This is a genomic window from Chryseobacterium sp. GTID13, assembly GCF_056172655.1.
The window spans coordinates 1,259,877-1,284,151 of the sequence record NZ_JAOCMB010000005.1 but is presented as its reverse complement, the minus strand read 5'-3'; the positions used below and the strand labels follow the sequence as shown (position 1 = coordinate 1,284,151).

Genomic DNA, 24,275 nt, shown 5'->3' with positions numbered 1-24,275 from the left:
CGGGCTGAAAGCCCGCCTAAACCTTATAAATTATCTGTTTTGTTTTTCCTTAGCAATTTCTTTTTTCACCCATTCCAGTTGCGGATCCTTTTTATTAATAATATCCTGCATACTTTCTTTAATGGTCACATCCGGAGAAACCCCTCTCTTGGTATTTTGAAAATCAATATTGGGTTGTACCAGCAATAATCCTATCGGGAAATTGATCCTTGAGTGAGGAAGTTTCTGGTAAGAGTAAAACCCTGCTACGGTTCCGTCATTGGCGCCTCCGGTCTCTTCGCCAACCAGAATAGCTCTTTTGTCGTATTTCAGTTTTGCGGTGATAATGGAGGATGCGGAAAAACTTCCACCGTTGATCAGTACAAATACTTTACCATGGAAAGCATCCTTTTTCGGTTTTGTAGGTTGGGCTGCCTTCATTTTGTAGTATACTTTTCCGTCCTTTTTATAAGTGCTGAACGTTTGTGCAAAAACATACGTGGGATAGGCAAGGCTTTTAAAAGCATACTGAAAAGGAGAACTTTTCCTGAAATAGTTGGTTTTGAGCGGAGTAATCCTTGAGGTAAGCTGTGACGGCTTTATCAGAACATAAGGTTCCGGGGCCAGATAAGAGTACAGGTTATTGATCTCGTGTAGGGATCCGCCATAATTGTTGCGAACATCTATGATTAAATAGGAGGATCCTGCGTTTTTTATCTTTGCAAATGTTTCTTTATAAAAACGGTCCGAATAATCGCTTGAAAAGCTTTGGATCTTTAAATAAGCTGTTGTACTGTCTTTATCAAGGAATTTAAAATTCCGGTTATAAGAATCAGTAAAGGCTACATAGTCATTGACTTTCTTTTCCGGAGTTCGTTTTTCCTGTTCCTTATCTTTTTCCAGGTCGACTTTGGATTTAGATTCCCGGTGAAGGATATATACTTGTTTTTTGCCGTTGTAAAGGGTTTCTAAATAAGCTTTGTCTGCAAAACCGTTTTCTGCCGTATAAAAATTAAAAAAAACATCCTTTAAAAAATAAGGCTGAAAAGTGTCATTATATCCGTCGCTGCTGATCAGGGCACGGTATTTCTTTATATATTCGGATACAGGAATATGGTTGATGGATAGAACTTCAGTTCCCGGTTTTATATCGTTTATAGAATCTTTGTTTTGAACAATAAACAGGCGATTGTCTTTTACATAATATTCGAAACGGCTGAACATTCCCTTTTTGTGTTCAAGAGATTTGATTTCCTTTTAGAAAACTTTTTTCTGGGAATTCTCAATGCCAGATGTCCTTCACGGATATCAGCAATTACAGGCTGAAGTTTGAAATAAAACTGAAGCGGGGTTAGCGGCTGGTCGATGGTTTGTTTAAGACTGTCAAACTTATAGTCAAGATCCTTTTTAGAAATATACCAATAAAGCTGCGGATGCATTTTCTGAAGCTTTAAATAAGCGTAATCTATATCCTCTTTAAGCTCTTCGGTACCAATACATGCTGTACTGCGCTCATTATGTCTTCTGACAGATGAGCATGCAGAAAGTGCTGCAGCCAGCAGTATTATCGAATAATTTTTCAACGTGTTTGAAGTTTTTTCAGTCGGCTAAGTTAAAAAGATTAAGTGATTCTAACTTTAAATAAATAATAAATTATTCAGAAACCTTTATAAATTAAGTTAAAAAAATACTTCAATTTTTAGATTAAACCAAAAGTAAATACCTTTGCCCCTTTATTTTGCAGATGATGTATTTGATTTTACTGATTGGAGTTTTGGTAGTTGTCTACCTGGTCGTGATGAATATGCCTGCTTTCGGAACAAAGCCTGAAGGCAGAAGGCTGGAACGCATCAGAAAATCAAAACTTTACAGAAACGGGAAATTCCAGAACATCAGCCATACCCCGTCTGTAACTGAAGGATATAGCACCGTAAAAGTCACTTACGATTTTATCTTCGGAAAAAAACATCCACTTCTAAAGCCCCCGAAAGCTATTCCTTCACTTCATACCGATTTAAAAAAATCAGGAAAGATGAGGATGTTTTTATCTGGCTGGGACATTCGTCTTATTACCTGCAGACGGATGGTATTTCTTTTCTTATAGATCCTGTGCTGAGTGTATATGGTTCTCCGTTTAAGTATTTTAACAAAGCTTTTAAAGGCTCGGATATATTTAAGCCGGAAGATATTCCAGCTCTGGATTATCTTGTGATTACCCATGACCATTTTGACCATCTGGATTATCCTACTGTAAAGTCAATCAGAGAACGGACAGGAATGGCAATCGTACCTTTAGGAGTAGGAGCCCACCTGGAAAGATGGGGGTATCGTGAGGAAAAATTAATTGAAGAAGAATGGGGAGCAGAGGTTCTTTTGAAAAATAATCTGAAAATTACCTTTACACCGGCGAGGCATTTTTCAGGGAGAAAAATAAAGCAAAACAATACGCTGTGGACCTCATATGTCTTGGAAACTCCTACAAAAAAGATATTTCTGGGCGGTGATAGTGGCTACGATTCCCATTTCGAAGCAATAGGCCATGAATTCGGGCCTTTTGACTATGCTGTTCTCGAGAACGGACAGTATGGCGAAGCCTGGCGATACATTCATGCGCTTCCGGAGGATGTTATTCAGGCTGCTATTGACCTTAAGGCAGAACATATTATTCCTGTTCACTCCTCAAAATTTGCACTGGCACTTCATCCCTGGAATGAGCCGCTTCAGAAAATAACAGGTTTAGGAAAAGAAAAAGGGCTGCATGTCCTTACCCCGATGATTGGGGAAGTTTTAGATATGAACAGCACTCACCACCAGTTCAGGGAATGGTGGGAAGAATAATTCAGGCATGCCAGATGTCCTTGTATCTTGCAGGGTGATTTTCAAACTGCTGGCGCACAAAATCGCACTCAGGATCTACCAACAGATCTTTATCCTCGGAATAACGGACCAGTTCATCCAGAAGCATTTTGGCATATCCGTGGCCTTCACGTTCTTCGTTAATTTTAGTGTAATAAACAATCAGTAGTCTGCCGTCTATTTTTATTGACATATATCCGGCTTTTTCTCCATCAATTAACAGCTGCAGTTCATCTTGATATGGTGATATTTCAAACTTTATATTTTCCATAATAATTAAGATTTAGTTGGGTTAAATTGACTGCTTCATTTCAGCTTATAAAGCATTTACTAATCTGTCAGCATCATAATCCTTCCGGATTTGAAATTCTTCTTTTAAAATTACAAATTAAAATAATACAAAACAGGGCTTTTGCCGGAACTTAACAAAATTTAAGCTCTTTTCAGCTTTTGAAGTAAGGTGATATAGTGAAATAATACGTTGAATTAAGACCAATTATTTATAAAAATCAGGTAATAATTCATACTATTATATAATTCTTAAAAAGATATTTAGTGTAAATAAGTGTATTATTTTGTTCAGATTATCAGTGAGTTATATTTTATTTAACAAATATTGGGAATTTGAAAAAAGTCTTGGCATTTTAATTGACTAAGCTAAAACAGTTTAACCTAAATCAAACTAAAAAAGATGAAAAAATTATTAATCGCATTAATGCTTGCAGGCACATTTGGCCTCACTTATGCACAATCAGATTATTATAATGATTACAGAAGAAGTATAGCGGATATCAACTGGCAGACCGTAGCTGCAGATCTTTTGCTTTCTGCCACACAAACCAATCAGCTGAATGCTTTAAATGACAGATATCGTGATTATGATTCATGGAACAGGGTATACGTAAGCAACCCCGACCGTTGGAGAGAAGACCGTTACTATGAAATTGAAAGAATTCTTGGAAGAGAAAAATACACCAAGTTTAAAAACAAATATTATAAAGGTCAGAACCCTGTAGCAGTTTACAACCGTAATAAAAACAATTACAAAAAATATAATTCCAAACAGTACAAAGAGTACAGAAAGGAATATAAAAAGGAACATAAAGAATACAAAAAGAAACATCATTAAGTCTCCTAAATATCAACTATATTCAATCTAAATGGCCGGCATTTGCCGGCCGTTTTTGTTTTGTGGACTATAAAATATCTATTTATTTGTTTGAATTTTATAACTTAGTACTATGGAATCTAAAGAAACAATAAAAGAATTTTATTTACGGTATGCTCCACAGGAAAGGATAGATGTTGCAGTAGCATCCGGGATAGGGCATTTTAATGTCTTTTCGCGCGAAAGCTGCTCATTGGTATCACCTTACAGCAGAAGAGACTATTATAAAATTTCGCTCATTATAGGAAAAGGAAAGCTTCATTATGCTGACAAATGGATCCATGTAGACCGCCCGGCACTTTTATTTTCCAATCCTGTGGTTCCTTATTCCTGGGAAGCAGACGATGAGGATCAAAAAGGCTGGTTCTGTCTGTTTACTGACCAGTTCCTGCAGAATGGGACACGTCTGGGAAACCTTATGGATTCACAGCTTTTTAAAATAGGAGGAACGCCTGTTTTCTTTGTTGATGAAGATCAGCAAGCCATCATTTCGGGCCTTTTTACCAAGATGATGACCGAGATTCAGACAGAGTATATGCACAAATATGATATGCTTCGTGCCTGCCTTCATCTCATGATTCATGAAACCATGAAAATGCAGCCCGCTGAAAGCTTTGAACCTTATCAGAATGCTTCTCACCGGGTAGTATCGCTATTTATGGAGCTGTTGGAGAGGCAATTCCCCATCGACAGTCCGGAAGCATTTCTGAAGCTAAAAACCCCGAATGACTATGCGCAGAATCTTTCTATCCATGTCAATTCTTTAAACCGTGCAGTCAAAGAACTGACAGGAAAAACGACAAGTCAGCAGATTGCTTCCAGGATCATTCAGGAGGCCAATGCTTTGCTGAAACATACAGACTGGAATATTTCCGAAATAGCCTACGGATTGGGATTCGAAGAACCGGCCTATTTTACCAATTTCTTTAAAAAACAGACGGGACTGACTCCCAATGAGGCCAGAACAACAATTGTTTGAATTTTATAATTCTTAGTTTGAATTCTATATTCCATTCATCCGATTCTTGTTCTAATTTTGTTTTATCAAATTTAAAATCACAGCAATTATGAAATTCAGAAAATTAGGAAACACAGGAGAGCAGCTATCTGCAATAGGTTTGGGATGTATGGGAATGAGCTTTGCCTATGGCCCGGCAGATGAGCAGGAAAGCATCAATACCTTGCATAAAGCATTGGATTTAGGAATAAACTTCTGGGATACTGCAGATATGTACGCTGCAGGAGAGAATGAGAAATTAATTTCAAAAGTTCTGGTTCCAAACCGCGATAAGATTTTTATTGCCACCAAATTCGGATTCAGGTTTAAAGATGGAAAGCCAAGCCACAGCGGAGCTCCCGGAACCTATTTTGACGGTTCACCGGAATGGATCAGGCAGGCAGTGGATTTAAGCCTTCAGAGACTTAAAATCGATACCATTGATCTTTATTATGCTCATAGGGTAGACCCGAATGTTCCGGTAGAAGAAACGGTAGGCGCAATGGCAGAACTTGTTAAAGAAGGAAAAGTGAAATACCTTGGTTTGTCGGAAGCTTCCGCAGAATCTATCAGAAAGGCAAATAAAATTCACCCGATTACAGCACTGCAATCAGAATATTCTATCCTTACCAAAGATGTAGAAAGGGAAATACTTCCTACCATCAGAGAATTGGGTATCACACTGGTTCCTTATTCTCCTCTGGCAAGAGGACTTTTGCCAACATCAATGAAGTACAGAATTTTGGCGATGAGGATTTTAGAAAAACATTACCGCGATATCAAGCGGAATATCTTGAAAACAACAAAAACCTGGCAAGGGAAATCAATGAATTTGCAGCGTCCAAAGGAATAAAAGGAACTCAGTTGGCCTTAGCCTGGGTTCTGAACCAGGGAGAAGATATCATTCCGATTCCTGGAACCAAACGCATCAAATATCTTCAGGAGAACATCGAAGCCGTGAATATTGATCTTTCTTCATCAGATTTGGAAACCATTGATGCCCTTCTGAAAAAATATCCTAACGTAGGCGAAAGATATACGGAAGGTTCCATGAAATTGGTGAATAACTAAAAATATACCTCCAGACTCCTGAATAACAAGCGGGAGTCTGTTTTTTAAACATACACATTTGATTATGAACAGAAGAGAACTTTTAAAAGGCGGATTGATGGCCGGGGCATTAAGCTTCGTTCCTTTTTCTGGTGTCTTTGCAGGGACCAAAATGCTCCCGCTCAATTTTGAGGAAGATCTTTCGGCATTTAAAAAGATAAAATTCGGTGAACTGGAACTTTTTATTCTTACGGACGGGTACATTCACGAGAAAAGTGTTGACACATTTGCCCCAAGGGCAGATATTTCCCAGTTAAAAACAATTTTAAGAGATCATTTCCGCTCCGACGACTCTATAGACATGGCAATGAACCTGATGCTCGTCAAAACAAAAGACAGGCTCATTTTACTGGATGCCGGGATGGGGATTTTTGCAGATGAGAGAACGGGATTTATTCTGAAAAGTTTACAGAAAGCGGGATTTTCTCCAAAAGATATTACAGATGTTTTCATTTCCCATGCTCATCCCGATCATATCGGCGGGGTGGTAGATAAACAGAATAACCTGGTTTTTCCCAATGCTGATTTCCATATCTCAAAAATTGAATATGATTTCTGGCTGCAGGCTTCCATTAAAGATTTTAAAAACAGTTTTTTAAAGAATCAGCCGGAATTTCTTAACCAGATCATTCCACCTATTCAGAATATCCTGAAAACAATCCGCCCGAAGCTGAAATTTTATGATTTTAAAAAGCCTTTGTTTGATCATTTCAGTTTTCAGCTGGCTCCGGGGCATACCCCTGGCCTTACAGTCATGACTATTTCTTCAGGCACTGAGAAGCTGATGTATATCGCAGACCTGATCCACTCTGATGTTATTCTTTTTCCACACCCAGAATGGGGATTTTCAGGAGATACAGATCTGGACATTGCTACAGATTCCCGTAAGAAATTACTTAATCAGCTGGCAGAAACCAGAACGAAAGCTTTTGCCTACCATCTTCCATGGCCGGGCCTTGGCTTTACAAAGAAAAAGGATGTGGCCTATGAATGGGTTCCGGAGATTTTTATGAATTAACGGTTCACTGACGGATTCAACTTAAATTTTCTACGACATAGTTTTAATGATAAATCCTCCCAGAAATGGGAGGATTTATTGATTGAAATCCCCAATCATAATGAATATACCCGTAGAAAATGAAAAAGTAATATTACCTGACTGGGGGAAACATAAATAGAATTTTATTATGATCAGTTCATCAATTGATCGTGTAATTTTACTTTGCAAATGTGGTCACATTTTTACTGAATTGAAAACAGAGCATGTAAGAGATTCGGAATTTCTAACCTTGATTATATACTCCAGGACCGGTTGCTGCTACGCTTCTCCAAAAATAAGTTCAGGAGAATACAGCTTTCTGAACATGATATACGTTACAGAAAGAACGGTAAATGCGATTACTGCATCTATAGTGGCAGCAAACCCAAGTACTGCAATCTTAGAGAAAAACGCGAAAATGATGTCGAAAAACATTCCGGCGAAGACCCACTCTTTCAGTCTTAGTAAACGGTTGGGAAGAAGAAGCACCAGAATTCCCGACAGTTTAAATACTCCAAGGATATAAATAAAATGAGGCGGGTACCCAAGCTGTTGAGTAATATCCCATACAACAGGGTTTTTAGTAAGCTCAAAAAAGCCGCTTGCTCCAAACCATAATGACATAAAAATTGCTCCTGACCAGTAGATGATTTTTGTTGTTTTTGTTTTCATTGTTTTAATATTTAAATTTTTATTGATTTTATTGGATATTAGTGTTAAAATGCTGAGACGCAGTTTTCTTTAATAATGCTGTTTTTAAGGCAGTATTTCACCGTCATTGCGAGGAGCGCAGCGACGAAGCAATCTCAGATTTTCCAGCGCCTTTGTATTCTCAAACAAATTTTACTGGATTGCTGTTTTCGCAGCACCTGAAATTCTTCCGGTTTTCAGATTTTGAATAAATCCGATGACTTCCCAGTTTTCGGGAGAAAAATTCTCAGGAAGTTTGAAGTTTGTTGTTCCTTCAGAGCTATCTTTCAGGGAAATGTTGTTTTGCTGATGGACAATCTGCCAATGCTGTAGACGGTGACCTTTATTTTCGCCGCCTCCAACCTGAGTGGATGATTTCTTTTCAATCAGGCTGATCAATAGCTTGTTTTGAGAATCAGTTGCAGCAGTTTTATAATTAATGGTGACTGTTTTCTGTAAAATTTTTGCAGAAAGGTCTATGGAAGTATTTTTAGTGTCAAACAGCACATTTTGAAGAGCGTTTTCTATAGAATTTCTTTCAGAACCTACAAATTCTTCTTTCCCATTCACAACCAGCTGCGGAGTGTACGTCTGTGATTGAAGAAGTCGGCTGTACCATTGCTGGCGTTGTGAATTTTCAGTACTGCTGAACCGGTCTTTCCATCCCATGCGGTTCCAGTAGTCTACGTGATAGGAGAGAATATAAACCGGACGGTTCCTGTATTCTTTTTCAATCTGGCCCATCAGTTCATCGGCGGGAGGGCAGCTTGAACAGCCTTCAGAAGTGAAAAGTTCCAGAACAGCAAAACCATTGTTCTCAGACGAAATAACAGGGCTTGTTTCTCCGATCTCCTCTTTCTGTACAAATGCAGAAGCTGCAAACATTAAAGTGGTAAAAGCACTTACTGTGAATAGATTTTTTAGAATCATGTCTTTTAATTTTGATTCAAAAGTAGATTCCTTTTAAGTGCAAAAGAAGATAAAAAAGGGTTAGCCGGACAAAAAGCAAGGCGAACCCGGAAAATATAAAGGGTTAAAATTTTGAAAATCCTACCGATCTTCCAGCCAGGTGAAGAAACTATGCGTTTTCTCTTTATTGATCAGGAGTTTCTCAGGAGTTTCAATAACCAGCTTAACCAGTATTTTACGCTGAAAATAATGCTCCATTTCTTTGATCGCTTTAAAATTCACCAGATACTGACGGTTGATCCTGAAAAACTGCTTTTCCGAGACCTGCCCGGCTACCTGTGCGAGTGGCTGCGAAAGCTGGAACTGTTCTTTATCAAATGTAACGAGGTGGGTAATTTCATTGTGAATGTAGAAGTAGGCAATGCTTTCAGTAGCAATCGTCGTATATTTTTGATTCTTAAAAACCAGGAAGCTGCTTTTGCCTTCAGGCTGACTAATTTTCTGTAAAAGAGATTCAATATCAGGAAGTTCATTCTTTTGAAAGAATTTTTTAAGCTCATCAACTTTTTTCAATGCTCCGGAAATATCTTCACGGGAAAAAGGTTTCAGGACATAATCTACCCCTTTACTTTTGAAGGCATCCAGCATATATTGGTCAAAAGCGGTACAGAAGATAATCGGGGATGTGATCTCAACCGCTTTCAGGATTTCAAATGAAAGTCCGTCAGAAAGCTGGATGTCCATAAAGATAAGATCCGGCTGTATATTTTTTGATAAAGCTTCAACGCTGGTCTCAATACTGTCATACACTCCCAGGATTCTGGATTCAGGCTTTAGATCTAAAATGAGATTCTGGAGGGACTTTGCTGCCCTAAATTCGTCTTCAATGATGATGATATTCATGGATCAAAGGTAATTTTATTTGAAAAGTTTTTTCGTCCGAGTAGATTTCGATTTGCTGTTCCAGCAGATGGCTAAAACGCATTTTTATATTGTCAAGACCAACTCCTAAGGAATCTTCTGCTGCAATTTTCCTCTGAATAGGGTTTTCAATAATAATCCTGTCTTCGGAGCTATATATTTTAATATGCAATGGCCTGCTTTGAGAGACTATATTGTGCTTGATACAGTTTTCTACCAGAAGCTGCAGGGTAAAAGGAGGGATGAGGGTTTTAAAATCCTCTTTTTTAAGTTCGTCTGTAAATAAAATTCCTTCACCAAAACGTGCTTTTTGAAGGAAAAGATAAGCTTCTACGATTTTCATTTCTTCCTGAACTGCGATAAGATCGAGTTTTCTGCTTTCAAGGGTAAATCTGTAAAAATCAGAAAGTTTAATAATGAAATCCACTGTCTCGGAATCATGGGTTTCTGCCATCGATTTTAATGTATTCAGACTGTTGAAAAGGAAATGAGGGTTTACCTGCTGTTTCAGTAATTCATATTGGGCACCCAGATTGTCACTTTTCACTTTTTCCAGTTCCAGCTGTATTTGCTGACCTGCATAATTATTCTGAAGCAATGTGAGGAACATATAACATACAAGATTGATCAGGATTCCTCTAACTTCTACCATCAGCATGACAGGACCAAAATTAATATGCGACAGAATAAGCTGCTGGATCCAGGCCAGACCAAACATGATCACCATTCCGGATGCCAGAGCCGCCAGTAAGCTTGAATACGAAATATTCTGTTTCCGTTTACCTTTATTTCGGTTTAACAGATAAATATTGAGATACCACATAATAATAGAAAACGCTGCAGTTATGACTGAATTTACTACTGCTTCCTTCCAGTTGAACGCATGGGAAGCCAGCTGAGGTACTGAAGATAAAATTCCCAGGAAAAGGGAACTTGTCCAGATGACGGCCGGTGAAATTTTTATTTTTTGCTGCTGCATAGAACAGTGGGTTTTAAAAGGTGAAATTATGTTTTTTATTTGTAAAAGAAGCGGTAAATGTGAATAGTCAATGGTGAATTCGCTTTGCTTGTGAATTTTATTCGCCGGGAAGAAAATTGACCACTGACTTTGCGTTAGCAAAAATTGACGATTGACAGAACATTATTGTCAATGGTGAATGGTGAATCCTCTTTGCTTGTGAATTTTATTCGCCGGGAAGAAAATTGACCATTGACTTTGCGTTAGCAAAATTGACCATTCACAAAAATCTCCTGAAGCTGAAAACTCAGCTTCAGGAGATTTTAAGGTCTCACAACAGGTTTATAACTCATGATATATCGGATCCGCTCACCTTTATCAGATGAGACAGGCTCTGCAGCCAATATATTTTGGACCTGATAAGAAACTTTTCCGTCATTAGTAGTCTGAAGTGTTTCCACACTCAGTAATTCACCGGTGATGGTTCCTCCAATATATTGAGGGTTGTCATGATATTTCCATGTGACTAATTTTATGACAGAACCTTTTTCCAGCTGAGGTTTTTCTCCTGATAATGATGCCAGGGCCTGCAGGTTGCCATACAGGGCGGATGAAGTTTCCTTTTTAGTATTTAATGAGGTGGAAATAAATTGTAAATCTCCGGGATCAAAAACAATACGTTTTAAGTCCTTATCTGGTTCATCAATTTTGCAGGCAGTGAATAAAGCAGAGATTGACAGAGCGATGAATAGTAGCTTTTTCATTATTTCTCAAGGTTTTTAATTAATCTTTCAGTGTTGATTTTCATCGGAACGTCAAATAAATAGCCGGTTTTCTCAGCTAACTGACGATGGCATGCGATACACGATTCTTTTGCAAATGAGGCGGTTTTTCCGGTGGGATGAAGGTCTTTCCCTGAAAACTTGGCAAATCCCCAGCCTTCTGTATCTGCGTATTTCTTAGCATCTTTTACCATAAACTGGGCATTGACAAATTCTCCGGCTCTCACTTCTCCATCTGCCAGTTGCTGCTGTTTCCAAACTGATTTTACGATGATGCTTCCGTCCGGCCATGGGTGGAAATTTTCCGTTTCGACTGCTTTTACAGCAATATTATTCCCATAAATAACCCTGATGGAGTGATCGAAAAGGGTACTCATGCTGATCACCTTCCAGTTTTTAAAATCATCCGTATACTTTACTCCGTTGGGGGAAACCGGAAATTGTGCCGGGGCAGAACTTTGACTGGCTTCAGTGTGCTGGTGGGGATCTTTTTCTTTTTTTGCTGAATTAAGGCTGGATAATGAAAGAGTATATTTTCTGAGCGTTTCAATATCTTTTGTTGTGATTTTGGCTGAAGGGTGGAGTAAAGTGTATTCATGAAGCGGCATTTTTCCGCTCTGCATCATATTTAAAATAGCATACATTTTTCCCTGATGTTCGGCGGGTGAATAATTCCATTCCGAAAAATTTAAAACTTCTTTTGCTCTTTTTACATCTTTATTCACAGCCCATGAAAGGGGAGCAATTTTATCATACCAGCTTAAATTCTGCTCATTGGAATGACAGTTAAAACATGAATTTTCCAAAATGGCAAGAACTTCACGGGGAGCTTCAATTTTTTTTGCAACAGGTTTTCCTTTGATAGAAGGATTGAAAAGCTGTAAAACGGCAAATGCAGCTATTACTGCCAAAAATATGATGGCTATTGGCTTTGCTGTTCTTTTTTTATTTGCTGAGTCCATAACGATATTATTTTTATGGCTCAAAAGTAGATTGCTATAGGTTGCTTTGAAACAGAAAAGAAGGTGAAACGGACAAAATGGAGGGGGAAGAGGGAAATATGAGGTGGCAGGTTGAAGGTGATAGGTTGCAGGGATTAGGGATTAGGTTAGGGATTAATGGCGCCACCATTATATATTGGTGTAAAAATTCAATAGGGATGGGCTTTAGCCCGTCCGCATTCAAAAAACTTTCTATTGGCTTTAGCCAAAACTTAAAATCATATTCTCAGGTATAGTCACAAAAAAAGCCCCTTAAAAAGGAGCTTTTTATATAATTAAACAGAAATTAAATTCCGTCAATAATTTCATTTAAAACTGTGCTTGGTCTCATTGCTGCATACGTTTTGTATGTATCGGTTTTGTAGTAACCGTCAATGTTTTGAGGTTTACCTTGAGCGCTTATCAGTTCTTCATTGATAACAGCTTCGCTTTCCTTCAATGCTGCTGCTACCGGAGCAAAATGAGCTGCCAGTTCAGCATCTGCAGTCTGGTTGGCCAGAGCTTCTGCCCAGTACATGGCTAAATAAAAATGAGAACCCCTGTTATCGATCTGTCCTACCTTTCTTGCAGGAGATTTATCGGTAGCTAAGAATTTAGCGTTAGCTTCATCCAGTGCATCAGCTAAAACCTGAGATTTAGTATTTCCCTGTGTCTGAGCCAAATGTTCTAAAGAAGCCTGAAGGGCAAGGAATTCGCCTAAAGAATCCCATCTCAGATAACCTTCTTCCAGGAACTGTTCAACGTGTTTTGGAGCTGAACCTCCGGCACCTGTTTCAAATAAACCACCTCCGTTCATCAATGGAACGATGGAAAGCATTTTTGCAGAAGTACCCAGTTCAAGGATTGGGAAAAGGTCAGTAAGGTAATCTCTCAATACGTTTCCTGAAACAGAAATCGTATCTTTTCCTTCTCTTGCTCTTTTAAGGGTTTCAGTCATGGCGTCTTTTACATCAAGAATTCTGATGTCAAGACCTGTTGTATCGTGATCTTTAAGGTATTTTTCTACTTTCTTGATGATCTCTCTGTCGTGTGCTCTACCTTTATCTAACCAGAAAATAGCAGGGGTATCGGATAATCTGGATCTGTTAACAGCCAGTTTTACCCAGTCCTGGATTGGAGCATCTTTAGTCTGACACATTCTGAAGATATCTCCTTTTTCTACTTTCTGAGAAAGAAGTACGTTTCCGGCTTCATCCTGAACTTCAATAGTTCCGTCTGCAGAGGCCTGGAAAGTTTTATCGTGAGAACCGTATTCTTCAGCTTTTTGAGCCATCAATCCTACGTTTGGAACAGAACCCATCGTAGTAGGATCCAGTTTTCCGTGGGCTTTCATATCATCGATTACAGACTGGTAGAAACCTGCATAAGAACGGTCCGGAATAATACAAACCGTATCTTCTTCGTTTCCGTCTTTGTTCCACATTTTACCGCCTCCTCTTACCAGAGCAGCCATAGAGGCATCAACGATAATGTCAGAAGGAACGTGGAAGTTGGTAATTCCTTTGTCAGAATTTACCATTGCTACTCTTGGTCCGTTAGATAAAGCAGCTTCAATATCAGCCTTGATTTCAGCTTCCTGAGCATTTCCTTTGATTTTTTCGAAAAGATCAGCAAGACCGTTATTTGGGTTAACATCTAAAGACTTGAATGTTTCAGCATATTTAGTGAAAACATCTTTGAAATAAGTTTCTACAATGGCACCGAAAATAATCGGATCAGAGATCTTCATCATCGTAGCTTTCAGGTGAGCGGAAAGAAGTACGTTTCTGCTTTTAGCCTCATCAATTGCTTTTTGAACAAATGCTTTCAATGAGTTTAGATTCATCACAGAAGAGTCAATTACTTCTCCGGCCTGAAGACCTGCGAAATCTTTCAGTAAAGTTTCAGCACCGTCGTTTCCTTTGAATATAATTTTGAATTTTGTAGCGTTTTCTACAGTTGTTGAAGTTTCAGTTCCGTAGAAATCTCCTCCATCCATGTGAGCAACGTCTGTTTTGCTGTCAGAAGCCCAGTCTCCCATTCTGTGAGGGTTGGCTTTTGCGTAGTTTTTAACTGCTTTTGGAGCACGTCTGTCAGAATTTCCTTCTCTTAACACAGGATTTACGGCACTTCCTAAAACTTTGGCATATTTAGCTTTAATTGCTTTCTCTTCGTCATTCTTAGGCTCTGCAGGATAGTTAGGAACTGCGAAACCTTTAGACTGTAATTCAGCAATAGCTTCGTCAAGCTGAGGAGCTGAAGCTGAAATATTAGGTAATTTGATAATGTTTGCATCAGGTTGAGTAGCCAATTGGCCCAATTCTGCCAATGCATCACCAATCTTCTGGTCATCTTTCAAAAACTCAGGGAAGTTGGCCAGAATTCTTCCTGCCAAAGAAATATCCGGGACAGCAATTTCAATGTTTGCCGATTTTGTAAAAGCTTTTACAATAGGTAAAAACGAGTGTGTTGCCAACATTGGAGCCTCATCCGTAAGAGTGTAATAGATTTTTGATTTGTCTGACATTATACTTGTGTATTTATTATTTGATTTTTAAGAATCACAAATTTACTAAATATGATTGTTTTATGAAGGTATTTTAAATAAAAAAGAGGCCTTGGCCTCTTAAGTTTATAATTGTGTAATTGTATAAGTTCCTGTCCCGTTAAAATTGAGACCGAATTCAAGTTTATAGTTTTTAGGAGTAGAAGAAAGATTTGGAAAAGTAATGGCAGAACCATCAATATCGAAAGAACCATCATTTAAGTTATCTCCTAAATCTTCAACCTCTGGACTATCTGAAGCAAGCTGGATATAAAATGAACCTCCAGTGCTGGTGGTAACTCCGTTGATAAGGGCCGTAAATTTTCCTGTAGTAGTATTATATGTGACAGAAGTTACAGGCGTAGTACCTGAAATAGCAGTAAACTTAATTTTAGGAACAAAGTTGAAGAAACCTGCCCTCATTTGTGGGCCGTTAGGAGCGATCAGAATCTGGTAGTATCCGTTGGACGCAACATTATAATTACTTCCATTGGCAGTAACGAATCCGTTGGAGTCTGAACCGTAAACCTGTGCACCATTACTTGGTGAAGCTATGAATTTAATCTGGGTATTGGCCTGAAGGTATTTATAACCCACTTTCGTAGTGCCGTTTCCCCGTAGTAATTCAGCAGAGGAAGGAGTAAAGGAGTTATATGATCCATACGTATATAAGTTAGAAGGTAAAGTATTACCGGATGAACTCGTATTCGTAGGCAGACTTAATATACCGGAGTCGCTTACGTTTAATGTATAATTGGTTCCGTTTGGAGATACCAGAGTAATGCCCTGGCCAGGACCAGTAACGATTGTTTTACTTACCTGTGCATATGGAACACTCATCAGCTGATTAACTCCCATATTGGTATAGTTTGAACCTCCCTGAGGATCCATTTCCACCTTCACGAATTTTGTGCCGGCTTCCCAGTTGATCCCCGAAAAATTTCCTGTAGAAGGAGTTCCCTGACCGATATTAAGATTAACCAATCCTTTGGCGTTGGTTGTTTTGTTATGGGTTTCTGTATATATAACATTTCCGGTAGTACTGTTTTCCAGAATACTTACTTTTAAAGAAATATTTCCGTTGGCAATAGGTGCTCCCGAAGCATTAAAAGCAATCGTCTGGTAGCTGAAAGCCTGTGGAACCTGTGCACTTACAAGTGCAGCAATAAATAATCCTATAGTAGCATAAAGTTTTTTCATGTTTAATGAGTTTTTAAGGTTTTTTAATGATTTTAATAGGTTTGATGTCGGGGTTTTTAAAAGAAATCATATAAATCCCTGAATTCAGGCTACGCAGATCCAGTTTCCCGTTATCAGGTTTTATTGTTAAAACAAGTCTTCCCGAAGTATCATACACTTCAGCTTCTTCAATTTTTGTTCTGGAGTTTAAAGTAATGTGAACAAAGTCGGTAGTAGGATTGGGATAAATCTTGACATTGTCTTTTTCAAGTTCTTTAACACCCAGAACCTGCAGAACAGACTGGTAAAACATACCCATAGTCCCTGAGTTGGCCTGATTGGGATCGGCAGGAATTACATAGATTTCCCCTACGGAATGCGTGAAATTGGTATCAGAAACTGCTCCGGAATTGATGTTGCCGATCACAGACTGAGCGAAACCAAAAACCGGCACTCCAAAGAGCAGGAAAGTAATTTTTTTCGCATGATTATTATTTTTTTGGATTGCGAATATAATCAAAATTTGTTTCAGGTAAATGATCTGCAACAGATAAGTTTTTTTATTTCTACTTTAAGAATTATTTAACCTTTCGTTGGCCTTTAAACTTTCTATTTTGAGTAAATTTGAAAAACTAAAAAATAAAATTATGGCAGCGATTACACTTAAAGGAAATCCGGTAAATACAATAGGAACTCTTCCCTCAGTAGGAACAACTGTAAAAGATTTTGCATTGGTAGATTCCAATCTGAATGTGAAACTTCTTTCTGATTTTGACGGCAAAAAGAAAGTGTTTAATATCTTTCCAAGTATTGACACAGGAATTTGTGCCGCTTCTGCAAGAAAATTTAATGAAGAAGCTTCAAGCCTTGATAATACTGTAGTGATCAATGTTTCCAAAGACCTTCCTTTTGCACTGGGAAGATTCTGCGCAGCGGAAGGCTTAAATAATGTGGAAACCCTTTCAGATTTCAGAAGCAGTTTTGGTGACGATTATGAAGTAACAATTACAGATTCCCCGATGAAAGGGCTGTTAAGCCGTGCAGTGATTGTGACGGATGAGAACAATAAAGTTGTTTATACAGAACAGGTTTCAGAAATTGCCCAGGAGCCGGACTACAGTGCAGCCATTGATGCCCTGAATAAATAGAATACAATAATTTTTGCAGAAAGCCTTGCAAACGCTATGTTTTGCAAGGCTTTTTAGGCCTTAAGAATTTCCAAATACTTCTAAAATGATCAAAAGAATTGTCGCCAATATAAAAACCGAAGACCTTTCAGAAGCCGGTTTTTTTTATCAGGATATTTTAGGGCTGGAAGTCCTGATGGATCACGGATGGATTAAAACTTTTGGAAATGATCAGGAAGCTAAAGTTCAGGTCAGTTTTGCCACTCAGGGCGGAAATGATACGGAAGTTCCTTTACTTTCCATAGAAGTAGATAATGTAGATGAAATCTATCAAAAAGTACAGCAGGCAGGTTTTGAAATAACCTACGGAATGGCAGATGAAAACTGGGGCGTGCGAAGGTTTTTTGTGAAAGATCCGTTTGGAAATCTGATTAATATACTTCAGCATACTTAGTTTTGCAATAAGCAATAAGCAATAAGCAATAAGCAATAAGCAATAAGCACCATTTTAGTCATGAAAGCAGAAAAGGTTATTCCGGTACTGAGAATTTTTGATTACAGCAAAACAGTGGAATTTTATATACATTGGCTGGGTTTTGAGATCGTGTGGGAAAATCATTTTGAAGAAAATACCCCGGTTTATATGGAAGTGAAAAAAGACAATATTATCCTTCATTTAAGCGAACATCATGGTGATGGAACTCCCGGAAGCAATGTGTTTATCTGGGGACAGGGAATTGCTGAATACCATAAAGAACTGCTGGATAAAAAGTATAAATACAACCGTCCCGGACTGGAGAAAACATTTTATGGAGCAGTAGCATTCACTGTAAATGATCCTTTTGGAAATAAAATCATCTTCAATGAAGAATTTGATGAAGAGAAACATCAGAATCTGGAATTTTTTTCAATACACTAATCAATTTAGGAACAGACATTTCTTTTTAAGTCTTAAGGAGATAAATGGTTTCAGGATTCACACAATAAAAACAAAAACCTGTATTTATTCTGCCAACCAAAATATTCAATAGGAACGGGCTTCAGCCCGTTCTCAAAAAAATCATCCTCCGGCTTTAGCCAAAACTTAATAAAACAGATGATCCCAATCATCAAAAAATAACAATACGATAACTACCTTTGTAGAATGAAACGTTCAGGAACTGCAGATCTGCCATTACATTACGGAAAAGTCCCGCCGTGGCTTTACGAACGTATGTCTGCGCTCGGACTTTCCATTATAGAAGTCATTCTGATGGACTATGGAAAAGATGAAGTTCTCAGAAGGCTTGCAGATCCGTTTTGGTTTCAGAGCTTTGGTGCTGTGATGGGAATGGACTGGCATTCCTCAGGAATTACTACATCTGTGATGGGAGCTTTGAAACGTTCCATCAATCCAAATTCAAAGGCATTGGGGCTGTATATCTGCGGAGGAAAAGGGAAGTTTTCAAGAGAAACCCCTTCAGAACTCCTTCAGATTGCTGATCAGACAGGACTCGACGGTCATGAACTCGTAAAAGCCAGCAAACTTTCCGCAAAAGTAGACAATACAGCCATTCAGGATGGTTACCAGCTCTATCTCCACAATTTTATTTTGGCAGATAATGGAAGCTGGAGTGTGGTGCAGCAGGGAATGCACGAGTCCGATGGTACGGCAAGACGCTATCACTGGCATTCGGAAAATATAAAATCATTTATAGAAGAACCTCACACAGGGATTAATGGCATTTCAAGAGGTAAAATCCTTAATCTTACGGATGCAGAAGCTTCAGAGAACAGAAAAGGAATTCTGGATATTTCCCATACCGATTCTATTGATGTGATGAAGGACTTTTCAAGATTAATTCTTCCTGCCCATCATGATGTACAGGCTTCTGACGTGGATCTGAAACGCCTTGGAGCCCTTCTGTACGTAACCCGTGAACAGCAGCCTCAAAATTTCGAAGACCTTCTGATGCTGGAAGGAGTAGGTCCCAGGACTATGCAATCCCTGGCGTTGGTCAGTGAAGTGATCCATGGAGCACCTTCAAGGTTTGCGGATCCGGCCAGGTTTTCATTTGCCCATGGCGGTAAAGACGGGCACCCTTTCCCGGTTCCTACCAAAACCTATGATGAAAGCATCAATATCCTCAGAAAAGGAATCGAAAAATCCAAACTCGGAAACTCCGATAAGCTGAATACTTTAAACAAACTGCATCAGATTGTAGCTGCTACTGAAAAAGATTTCACTCCCGATTTTGATATTCAGAAAGTGATTGAAGAAGAAAGACAGAATTCGTTTCGCTTTGGCGGGAAAACGGTTTTCGGAGATGCACAACCACCTAAAAATAAGCCGATCCAGCTTTCTTTATTCTGATATACATCTTGAAGGCTTAATTTTATTCTTTAAATCCTTTAATAACTATAAAACTATAAACTTTCGAATGACGGTTCAGTAAGTCTGTGTTTAATTATTTAGAAAGATTAAAAACTACTTCTGGTAAACGGTTCTTGTGACTTTATTTATATCATCTATCGATTTTGTTTAATTCGATTTATTACGGATTCAATTAAAAATGATATTTTTAAAACCTTTAAAAGACACCGACTCAATGACCAGTAAAGCCCTAGAGATCTGCTACGACTTTCCGTTTTTTCTGCATGAAGAGCTTGATGAAATATTCCAGGCTCACGAAAAAGTTTTTTTTCAGAAAGGAGATATCATTCTGCAGGAAGGAAAAACAGCCAACGAATACTATATCCTGGAAAAAGGCCTTGCCCGTTCCTATGTAAATGATTTTAACGGAAATGAGGTAACCACACACTTTTTTGCAGATAACGAGATCATTATTGAGGTTTTATCACTCTTTCAGAGAGTTCCGTCCCAGGAAAACATCATCTGCATTACAGATTGTGAATGCTGGCGCTTCGATTACGAGACCTTTCAGGAACTGTTCCATAAAATACCGAACCTCAGAGAATGGGGAAGGGCATGGATGTCAAAAGAGCTTTTTGTTTACAAACAGCGTTCTGTAGAAATGTTTACCCTTTCCGCCACCAGGCGCTATCTTAACCTTTTGGAGCAGAAACCTCAGGTTTTACAGTTTGCGCCTCTCAAGCAGGTAGCATCCTATCTGGGCGTTACAGATACTTCTTTAAGCCGTATCCGCAAAGAAATCGTATCCCATCCAAAGAAAAATTAAATCTTGTCTTATGGCAAGTTGATTTTCATACAGGCTTGGTAATTTTGGTTAAAAGTTTAACACTAAACAATATAATATGAAAATCAATCAGATCTACGTCAACCTTCCGGTGAAGGACGTACAGAAAACAAGAGAATTTTGGACCAAGCTGGGTTTTTCTATTGCTGAGGAGATGTCTAATGAAAAAGGCATCTGTGTTGTCATGAAAGACGACAGTATTTACGTTATGTTTTTGTCAGAAGAATATTTCCAGTCATTTTCTGAAAGACCTGTTCCAAAAGGTGATACCACCCAGGTACTTGTTGCCATTGGCCTGAACAGCCGTGAAGAAGTGGACCAGGTAGTAAATACGGCTCTGGAAAACGGTGCTTATCAGCATGAAGAACCTCAGGATGAGGGATGGATGTATCAGAATTCCTTTTGGGACATCAACGGGCATGGGTGGAATGTTATCTTTACAGATGTTTCTCAATTCCCTGCTCAATCTTAAAACCTGAATGTATTCATGACCTGAGCAGGAAAAATATTCAATCCGTTTTCCTGTCTGCAAGTCATGGACTCAAATAAACCTACTGCTATGAAAACAAAATCAAACGATATTGAAATAGTAAAAGTTCAGGTATTCAGCAATTACAAAGTGATTTCAATGAATATCGACGGCATTACCCATGAAGAATCTATGGTTTTTCCAAATGGTGAAGCCAACTGTCTGAACTGGATCCTTGGGCATTTAATTTACATAAGAAATGCATTCCTGAATGCCTTGGGCGAAGAATCCGTTTGGGACAACGAGAAATTTTCATTCTATAACAGGGGAGAAATTCCGCTGGAAAGAAAAGACGAATTGATCGCTTTTGAAGAATTAAAATCTTACCTGCAAAAATCTCAGGATAAACTGGAGCAGAAGCTGATCAGTCTGGAAAGTTTTAATCCCGAAACTATTAATGATATTGCTATTTTCTGCCTTCATGAAATTTACCACAGCGGACAGCTCGGTTATCTCAGAAGAATTTTAGGAAAACCGGGTGCCATCAAATAGCATCAGAATAGACTTCGTCTTAAATATCCGGAAAGGGATCATTTTAAAACAACTAAAAAATCAAACAATGGACACACCAAAATCAAAAAAATTAGAGGTTATTATTCCCGCATACAGAATGCACTCCCAAAGCTTTCTCAATGCACTGGATGGTATTTCGGAAGAAGATGCCCTGAAAAGAATTGAAGGAAAAACCAACCATATCGTCTGGATGGCAGGAAACTTTGTCAATATGCGTTATGGGTTGGGATGGATTTTAGGACTCAGAGATGAAGATCCTAATGGTGAGCTTTTCTTTCAGGGAAAGGCATTGGACGAAAGCTTCAAGTATCCCAGTTTAGATGAGCTGGAGAAAAATTTCCATGATATTTCTCCAAAAGTATATCAGAAACTCTTAGAGGCTACCGATGAAGAACTGGATGAAATTTTCCAGATCGGGATGAATATTCCTTTCGTTCCTGAAACCAAACTCAATTTCGCAGGCATGTGTATGGGACGTGAGGATTATTTATGCGGACAGATAGGCCTTATGAGAAAAATTCTGAATTATCCGGGCATGAAGTACGATGTAGACGAAAACCTAAAATATTAAAGGATGGAATCTAAAGAAAAAGGCTATTATCAGGTCAACGGAATCCGGATGTATTATGAAATTTACGGCTCCGGAAAGCCTTTGGTGCTTATTCATGGCGGTGGTTCCTCGATCCTGTTTGATTTTAAGGAAATTATCTCCAGACTTGAAAACCGTTTTCAGCTCATAGGTATTGACCTCCAGAACCACGGAATGACAGATCACCGTGATATTCCCGAAACCTTTGAGCAGGATGCTCATGATGTTGCGGCTCTTTTAAAAGTACTTTCCATTGAAAAAGCCTCATTCCTCGGATTCAGCAACGGAGGGAATACGGTGATGCAGATTGCCCATCTTTACCCTGAAATAACTGAAAAAATCATTGTTGCCTCTTCATTCTATAAAAGAGCCGGGATGATGGACGGGTTTTTCGAAATCATGGACCAAGCAACGCTGGAGTCAATGCCTGAACCTCTTAAAATCAATTTTCTCAACCTCAATCCGGATTTTTCAAAGCTGCAAAACATGTTTGAAAAAGACAGCAAAAGGATGCAGTCGTTTGAAGACTGGGACGAAAAAATATTAACATCTATAAAAGTTCCGGTGCTGTTCATCAGTGGAGACAAAGATGTGATGAAGCCGGAACACGTTATAGAAATGTGGCGGCTGGTTCCCGGATCTCAGCTTATGATCCTTCCGGCGGGTCACGGCTCATACATGATGGCAGATTTCGAAGGAAATACAGATTCTGATCTCATAAATCTGACAGCTAATGAAATCATTAAATTTTTAAACCATTAAAAAGTATAAGATTGTAAGGTATTAGATAAATTATAACTCTTAATCTTCTTAACAGCTTAATGAATCTTAATGGTTCAAACCAAAATTTTCACAGCCTCTGCTAAGTGAAACGCCTTTGCGACCAATATCAGTAATAAAACATTAGCGATCTCAGCGTTTAAACTAAGACATCAACTAATGTATTCATGAATACATTAATACTTTTTACATTTTACAATTAATAATAACATTTAAAAATCAGAAATCATGGCTAAATTAAATCCATACCTAAATTTTGACGGAAAAGCAGAAGAAGCTTTCAATTTTTACAAATCTGTTTTCGGAGGAGAATTCCTTGGTGAAATTCACAAAATGGGAAATGCTCCCGGAACCGAAAATTTATCGGAAGAAGATAAAAACAGGGTGATGCATATAGCTTTACCAATCGGAGGGGACCTCCTTATGGCTTCAGATATCGTTCCTGCATTCGGGCAGACCCTTAACGTGGGGAACAACAACTATGTATCCATTTTCCCGGAATCGAGGGAGGAAGCAGACAGGCTTTTCAAAGGTCTTTCTGAAGGAGGAAATATAGAAATGCCTATTGAAGACCAGTTCTGGGGCGACTATTTCGGGAGCTTTCAGGACAAATACGGAGTTCATTGGATGGTGAACTATAGCGAAGGATACGCAAAATAATCTTATCTTTAACTAAATTATGAGGGCAGTCCGGTCCGGGCTGCCTTTTTACAACGATTAAAAAAATAGAAACTATGGACCCGATTAAGATAGACATCACAATTTTAGCCCCGGTAGAAAAAGTCTGGAATTATTTCAACGATCCTAAACATATTACAAAATGGAATTTTGCCCATGAATCCTGGGAATGTCCCAGTTCAGAAAATGATCTGCGGGTAGGAGGTAAATTCAAAACCAGAATGGAAGCAAAAGATAAAAGCTTTGGCTTTGATTTCGAAGGATTCTACGATGAGGTAATTCCGAACGCCAATATCAAATACCATATGGAAGACGGCCGGAAAGTGGAAGTTATTTTTGAGAAGATAGACGAAAACACTACAAAAGTGATCGAAATTTTTGATCCTGAAAAACAAAATTCTGTGGAAATGCAGCGGGACGGCTGGTATGCTATCCTTAATAATTTTCACAAATATGTTGAAAATCATTAAAATATACACCGACAGTCATGATAAATCTGGTTATAATGGCAAAATGTCTAAGCTCCATTTGTGCTGTTAATCATGTCGTTAAAAATAATAATTTCCTGTACGGCGTTATTGCAGTACCGGCAAGAAGAGCTTTGGAAAGAGAAAAAATTGACTCTCTTGAAAAACTTTCGGATTACTCTGAGCAGGAGATCATGAATCTTCATGGTTTCGGAAAAAATACCATGCTGAAACTTAAAAATCATATGAAAGAACATCAAGTTTCTTTCAAAAGCTGATCAT

The 24,275-nt window shown here is 38.5% G+C and carries 30 protein-coding genes and 1 pseudogene; 19 read left to right on the top strand and 12 right to left on the bottom strand.

What is annotated here, in order from left to right; genetic code table 11:
- Positions 1–30: 30 nt before the first annotated feature.
- Together N4G44_RS12325 and N4G44_RS12320 are read right to left on the bottom strand one after the other, a co-directional pair.
- The gene (locus N4G44_RS12325) at positions 31–1,203 is read right to left on the bottom strand and encodes a S41 family peptidase (protein ID WP_474927299.1); all 1,173 of its coding nucleotides are present in this window, start codon (positions 1,201–1,203) and stop codon (positions 31–33) included.
- Complete coding sequence (locus N4G44_RS12320) at positions 1,176–1,562, bottom strand: hypothetical protein (protein ID WP_474927294.1); 387 nt, start codon at positions 1,560–1,562, stop codon at positions 1,176–1,178. Before N4G44_RS12320 ends, N4G44_RS12325 begins: the two co-directional genes overlap by 28 nt.
- A gap of 170 nt (positions 1,563–1,732) precedes the next feature.
- Here N4G44_RS12320 and N4G44_RS12315 point away from each other — a divergent pair, with 170 nt between their 5' ends.
- Both N4G44_RS12315 and N4G44_RS12310 read left to right on the top strand, forming a co-directional pair.
- Positions 1,733–2,083, top strand: a complete 351-nt coding sequence (locus N4G44_RS12315; RefSeq protein ID WP_474927290.1) for a hypothetical protein — start codon at positions 1,733–1,735, stop codon at positions 2,081–2,083.
- Between the two features lie 5 nt (positions 2,084–2,088).
- A complete protein-coding gene (locus N4G44_RS12310; protein WP_474927284.1) occupies positions 2,089–2,817 on the top strand; it encodes an MBL fold metallo-hydrolase in 729 nt (242 codons plus the stop codon).
- Position 2,818: 1 nt separating this feature from the next.
- Here the strand turns inward: N4G44_RS12310 and N4G44_RS12305 are convergent, their stop codons facing one another.
- Complete coding sequence (locus tag N4G44_RS12305) at positions 2,819–3,106, bottom strand: GNAT family N-acetyltransferase (protein WP_474927278.1); 288 nt, start codon at positions 3,104–3,106, stop codon at positions 2,819–2,821.
- 420 nt (positions 3,107–3,526) lie between these two features.
- Here N4G44_RS12305 and N4G44_RS12300 point away from each other — a divergent pair, with 420 nt between their 5' ends.
- The 5 genes and pseudogenes from N4G44_RS12300 to N4G44_RS12280 all read left to right on the top strand — a co-directional run bounded on the left by N4G44_RS12300 (position 3,527) and on the right by N4G44_RS12280 (position 7,128).
- Complete coding sequence (locus N4G44_RS12300; protein WP_474927274.1) at positions 3,527–3,964, top strand: hypothetical protein; 438 nt, start codon at positions 3,527–3,529, stop codon at positions 3,962–3,964.
- Positions 3,965–4,076: 112 nt separating this feature from the next.
- Positions 4,077–4,982: a helix-turn-helix domain-containing protein gene (locus tag N4G44_RS12295; RefSeq protein WP_474927271.1), complete on the top strand. Its 906-nt coding sequence runs from the start codon at positions 4,077–4,079 to the stop codon at positions 4,980–4,982.
- An 88-nt stretch (positions 4,983–5,070) separates the two neighbouring features.
- Positions 5,071–5,670 (top strand): annotated as a pseudogene (locus tag N4G44_RS12290) (aldo/keto reductase); the annotation flags it as partial.
- Entirely contained in the window at positions 5,610–6,071 is a 462-nt protein-coding gene (locus N4G44_RS12285; protein WP_474928335.1) for an aldo/keto reductase, read from the top strand. The pseudogene N4G44_RS12290 and the gene N4G44_RS12285, both read left to right, overlap by 61 nt.
- Before the next feature lie 64 nt (positions 6,072–6,135).
- A complete protein-coding gene (locus tag N4G44_RS12280) occupies positions 6,136–7,128 on the top strand; it encodes an MBL fold metallo-hydrolase (protein ID WP_474927268.1) in 993 nt (330 codons plus the stop codon).
- A 300-nt stretch (positions 7,129–7,428) separates the two neighbouring features.
- Here the strand turns inward: N4G44_RS12280 and N4G44_RS12275 are convergent, their stop codons facing one another.
- The 9 genes from N4G44_RS12275 to N4G44_RS12235 form a co-directional block, all read right to left on the bottom strand.
- Entirely contained in the window at positions 7,429–7,821 is a 393-nt protein-coding gene (locus N4G44_RS12275; protein WP_474927264.1) for a DoxX family protein, read from the bottom strand.
- 171 nt (positions 7,822–7,992) lie between these two features.
- Complete coding sequence (locus N4G44_RS12270; protein ID WP_474927261.1) at positions 7,993–8,769, bottom strand: DUF1223 domain-containing protein; 777 nt, start codon at positions 8,767–8,769, stop codon at positions 7,993–7,995.
- 120 nt (positions 8,770–8,889) lie between these two features.
- The gene (locus tag N4G44_RS12265) at positions 8,890–9,651 is read right to left on the bottom strand and encodes a LytR/AlgR family response regulator transcription factor (protein ID WP_474927258.1); all 762 of its coding nucleotides are present in this window, start codon (positions 9,649–9,651) and stop codon (positions 8,890–8,892) included.
- A complete protein-coding gene (locus tag N4G44_RS12260; protein ID WP_474927255.1) occupies positions 9,632–10,648 on the bottom strand; it encodes a sensor histidine kinase in 1,017 nt (338 codons plus the stop codon). Before N4G44_RS12260 ends, N4G44_RS12265 begins: the two co-directional genes overlap by 20 nt.
- A 302-nt stretch (positions 10,649–10,950) precedes the next feature.
- Positions 10,951–11,391: a hypothetical protein gene (locus N4G44_RS12255; RefSeq protein WP_474927252.1), complete on the bottom strand. Its 441-nt coding sequence runs from the start codon at positions 11,389–11,391 to the stop codon at positions 10,951–10,953.
- Positions 11,391–12,371 carry a heme-binding domain-containing protein gene (locus N4G44_RS12250; protein ID WP_474927247.1) on the bottom strand — a complete coding sequence of 327 codons (981 nt, stop codon included), beginning with the start codon at positions 12,369–12,371 and terminating at the stop codon, positions 11,391–11,393. Before N4G44_RS12250 ends, N4G44_RS12255 begins: the two co-directional genes overlap by 1 nt.
- A 325-nt stretch (positions 12,372–12,696) precedes the next feature.
- Positions 12,697–14,916 carry an NADP-dependent isocitrate dehydrogenase gene (locus N4G44_RS12245; RefSeq protein WP_474927243.1) on the bottom strand — a complete coding sequence of 740 codons (2,220 nt, stop codon included), beginning with the start codon at positions 14,914–14,916 and terminating at the stop codon, positions 12,697–12,699.
- Between the two features lie 105 nt (positions 14,917–15,021).
- Positions 15,022–16,134 (bottom strand): cadherin repeat domain-containing protein, encoded by a 1,113-nt coding sequence (locus N4G44_RS12240; protein WP_474927240.1) that lies wholly within the window; start codon positions 16,132–16,134, stop codon positions 15,022–15,024.
- A gap of 13 nt (positions 16,135–16,147) precedes the next feature.
- A complete protein-coding gene (locus N4G44_RS12235) occupies positions 16,148–16,633 on the bottom strand; it encodes a T9SS type A sorting domain-containing protein (protein ID WP_474927238.1) in 486 nt (161 codons plus the stop codon).
- Between the two features lie 127 nt (positions 16,634–16,760).
- Here N4G44_RS12235 and tpx point away from each other — a divergent pair, with 127 nt between their 5' ends.
- The 12 genes from tpx (at position 16,761) to N4G44_RS12175 (ending at position 24,271) form a co-directional block, all read left to right on the top strand.
- Positions 16,761–17,261 (top strand): thiol peroxidase, encoded by a 501-nt coding sequence (tpx, locus tag N4G44_RS12230; RefSeq protein WP_474927236.1) that lies wholly within the window; start codon positions 16,761–16,763, stop codon positions 17,259–17,261.
- Positions 17,262–17,346: 85 nt separating this feature from the next.
- Positions 17,347–17,694 (top strand): VOC family protein, encoded by a 348-nt coding sequence (locus N4G44_RS12225; protein WP_474927233.1) that lies wholly within the window; start codon positions 17,347–17,349, stop codon positions 17,692–17,694.
- A gap of 60 nt (positions 17,695–17,754) precedes the next feature.
- Positions 17,755–18,159, top strand: coding sequence for a glyoxalase superfamily protein (locus N4G44_RS12220; RefSeq protein ID WP_474927229.1), 405 nt, complete (start codon positions 17,755–17,757; stop codon positions 18,157–18,159).
- Positions 18,160–18,384: 225 nt separating this feature from the next.
- Positions 18,385–19,593 (top strand): DUF763 domain-containing protein, encoded by a 1,209-nt coding sequence (locus N4G44_RS12215; RefSeq protein ID WP_474927227.1) that lies wholly within the window; start codon positions 18,385–18,387, stop codon positions 19,591–19,593.
- 235 nt (positions 19,594–19,828) lie between these two features.
- Positions 19,829–20,419 (top strand): Crp/Fnr family transcriptional regulator, encoded by a 591-nt coding sequence (locus tag N4G44_RS12210; RefSeq protein WP_042278985.1) that lies wholly within the window; start codon positions 19,829–19,831, stop codon positions 20,417–20,419.
- A 76-nt stretch (positions 20,420–20,495) separates the two neighbouring features.
- Complete coding sequence (locus tag N4G44_RS12205; protein ID WP_040994448.1) at positions 20,496–20,909, top strand: VOC family protein; 414 nt, start codon at positions 20,496–20,498, stop codon at positions 20,907–20,909.
- Between the two features lie 87 nt (positions 20,910–20,996).
- Positions 20,997–21,458, top strand: coding sequence for a hypothetical protein (locus tag N4G44_RS12200; protein ID WP_474927224.1), 462 nt, complete (start codon positions 20,997–20,999; stop codon positions 21,456–21,458).
- A gap of 67 nt (positions 21,459–21,525) precedes the next feature.
- Positions 21,526–22,050 (top strand): DinB family protein, encoded by a 525-nt coding sequence (locus tag N4G44_RS12195; protein ID WP_474927222.1) that lies wholly within the window; start codon positions 21,526–21,528, stop codon positions 22,048–22,050.
- Positions 22,051–22,053: 3 nt separating this feature from the next.
- Entirely contained in the window at positions 22,054–22,830 is a 777-nt protein-coding gene (locus tag N4G44_RS12190; protein ID WP_474927219.1) for an alpha/beta fold hydrolase, read from the top strand.
- Positions 22,831–23,076: 246 nt separating this feature from the next.
- Positions 23,077–23,508 carry a VOC family protein gene (locus N4G44_RS12185; RefSeq protein ID WP_474927216.1) on the top strand — a complete coding sequence of 144 codons (432 nt, stop codon included), beginning with the start codon at positions 23,077–23,079 and terminating at the stop codon, positions 23,506–23,508.
- 74 nt (positions 23,509–23,582) lie between these two features.
- Positions 23,583–23,996 (top strand): SRPBCC family protein, encoded by a 414-nt coding sequence (locus tag N4G44_RS12180; RefSeq protein WP_474927214.1) that lies wholly within the window; start codon positions 23,583–23,585, stop codon positions 23,994–23,996.
- 35 nt (positions 23,997–24,031) lie between these two features.
- Entirely contained in the window at positions 24,032–24,271 is a 240-nt protein-coding gene (locus N4G44_RS12175) for a helix-hairpin-helix domain-containing protein (RefSeq protein ID WP_474927212.1), read from the top strand.
- The last annotated feature ends 4 nt before the right edge of the window (positions 24,272–24,275 follow it).

Bases quoted from the DNA above. Each gene is read 5' to 3' on its own strand.
- N4G44_RS12325 (WP_474927299.1), bottom strand. From the start codon at position 1,203: ATGTTCAGCCGTTTCGAATATTATGTAAAAGACAATCGCCTGTTTATT.
- N4G44_RS12305 (WP_474927278.1), bottom strand. From the start codon at position 3,106: ATGGAAAATATAAAGTTTGAAATATCACCATATCAAGATGAACTGCAG.
- N4G44_RS12300 (WP_474927274.1), top strand. From the start codon at position 3,527: ATGAAAAAATTATTAATCGCATTAATGCTTGCAGGCACATTTGGCCTC.
- N4G44_RS12295 (WP_474927271.1), top strand. From the start codon at position 4,077: ATGGAATCTAAAGAAACAATAAAAGAATTTTATTTACGGTATGCTCCA.
- N4G44_RS12280 (WP_474927268.1), top strand. From the start codon at position 6,136: ATGAACAGAAGAGAACTTTTAAAAGGCGGATTGATGGCCGGGGCATTA.
- N4G44_RS12275 (WP_474927264.1), bottom strand. From the start codon at position 7,821: ATGAAAACAAAAACAACAAAAATCATCTACTGGTCAGGAGCAATTTTT.
- N4G44_RS12270 (WP_474927261.1), bottom strand. From the start codon at position 8,769: ATGATTCTAAAAAATCTATTCACAGTAAGTGCTTTTACCACTTTAATG.
- N4G44_RS12265 (WP_474927258.1), bottom strand. From the start codon at position 9,651: ATGAATATCATCATCATTGAAGACGAATTTAGGGCAGCAAAGTCCCTC.
- N4G44_RS12260 (WP_474927255.1), bottom strand. From the start codon at position 10,648: ATGCAGCAGCAAAAAATAAAAATTTCACCGGCCGTCATCTGGACAAGT.
- N4G44_RS12255 (WP_474927252.1), bottom strand. From the start codon at position 11,391: ATGAAAAAGCTACTATTCATCGCTCTGTCAATCTCTGCTTTATTCACT.
- N4G44_RS12250 (WP_474927247.1), bottom strand. From the start codon at position 12,371: ATGGACTCAGCAAATAAAAAAAGAACAGCAAAGCCAATAGCCATCATA.
- N4G44_RS12245 (WP_474927243.1), bottom strand. From the start codon at position 14,916: ATGTCAGACAAATCAAAAATCTATTACACTCTTACGGATGAGGCTCCA.
- N4G44_RS12240 (WP_474927240.1), bottom strand. From the start codon at position 16,134: ATGAAAAAACTTTATGCTACTATAGGATTATTTATTGCTGCACTTGTA.
- tpx (WP_474927236.1), top strand. From the start codon at position 16,761: ATGGCAGCGATTACACTTAAAGGAAATCCGGTAAATACAATAGGAACT.
- N4G44_RS12225 (WP_474927233.1), top strand. From the start codon at position 17,347: ATGATCAAAAGAATTGTCGCCAATATAAAAACCGAAGACCTTTCAGAA.
- N4G44_RS12220 (WP_474927229.1), top strand. From the start codon at position 17,755: ATGAAAGCAGAAAAGGTTATTCCGGTACTGAGAATTTTTGATTACAGC.
- N4G44_RS12215 (WP_474927227.1), top strand. From the start codon at position 18,385: ATGAAACGTTCAGGAACTGCAGATCTGCCATTACATTACGGAAAAGTC.
- N4G44_RS12210 (WP_042278985.1), top strand. From the start codon at position 19,829: ATGACCAGTAAAGCCCTAGAGATCTGCTACGACTTTCCGTTTTTTCTG.
- N4G44_RS12205 (WP_040994448.1), top strand. From the start codon at position 20,496: ATGAAAATCAATCAGATCTACGTCAACCTTCCGGTGAAGGACGTACAG.
- N4G44_RS12200 (WP_474927224.1), top strand. From the start codon at position 20,997: ATGAAAACAAAATCAAACGATATTGAAATAGTAAAAGTTCAGGTATTC.
- N4G44_RS12195 (WP_474927222.1), top strand. From the start codon at position 21,526: ATGGACACACCAAAATCAAAAAAATTAGAGGTTATTATTCCCGCATAC.
- N4G44_RS12190 (WP_474927219.1), top strand. From the start codon at position 22,054: ATGGAATCTAAAGAAAAAGGCTATTATCAGGTCAACGGAATCCGGATG.
- N4G44_RS12185 (WP_474927216.1), top strand. From the start codon at position 23,077: ATGGCTAAATTAAATCCATACCTAAATTTTGACGGAAAAGCAGAAGAA.
- N4G44_RS12180 (WP_474927214.1), top strand. From the start codon at position 23,583: ATGGACCCGATTAAGATAGACATCACAATTTTAGCCCCGGTAGAAAAA.
- N4G44_RS12175 (WP_474927212.1), top strand. From the start codon at position 24,032: ATGGCAAAATGTCTAAGCTCCATTTGTGCTGTTAATCATGTCGTTAAA.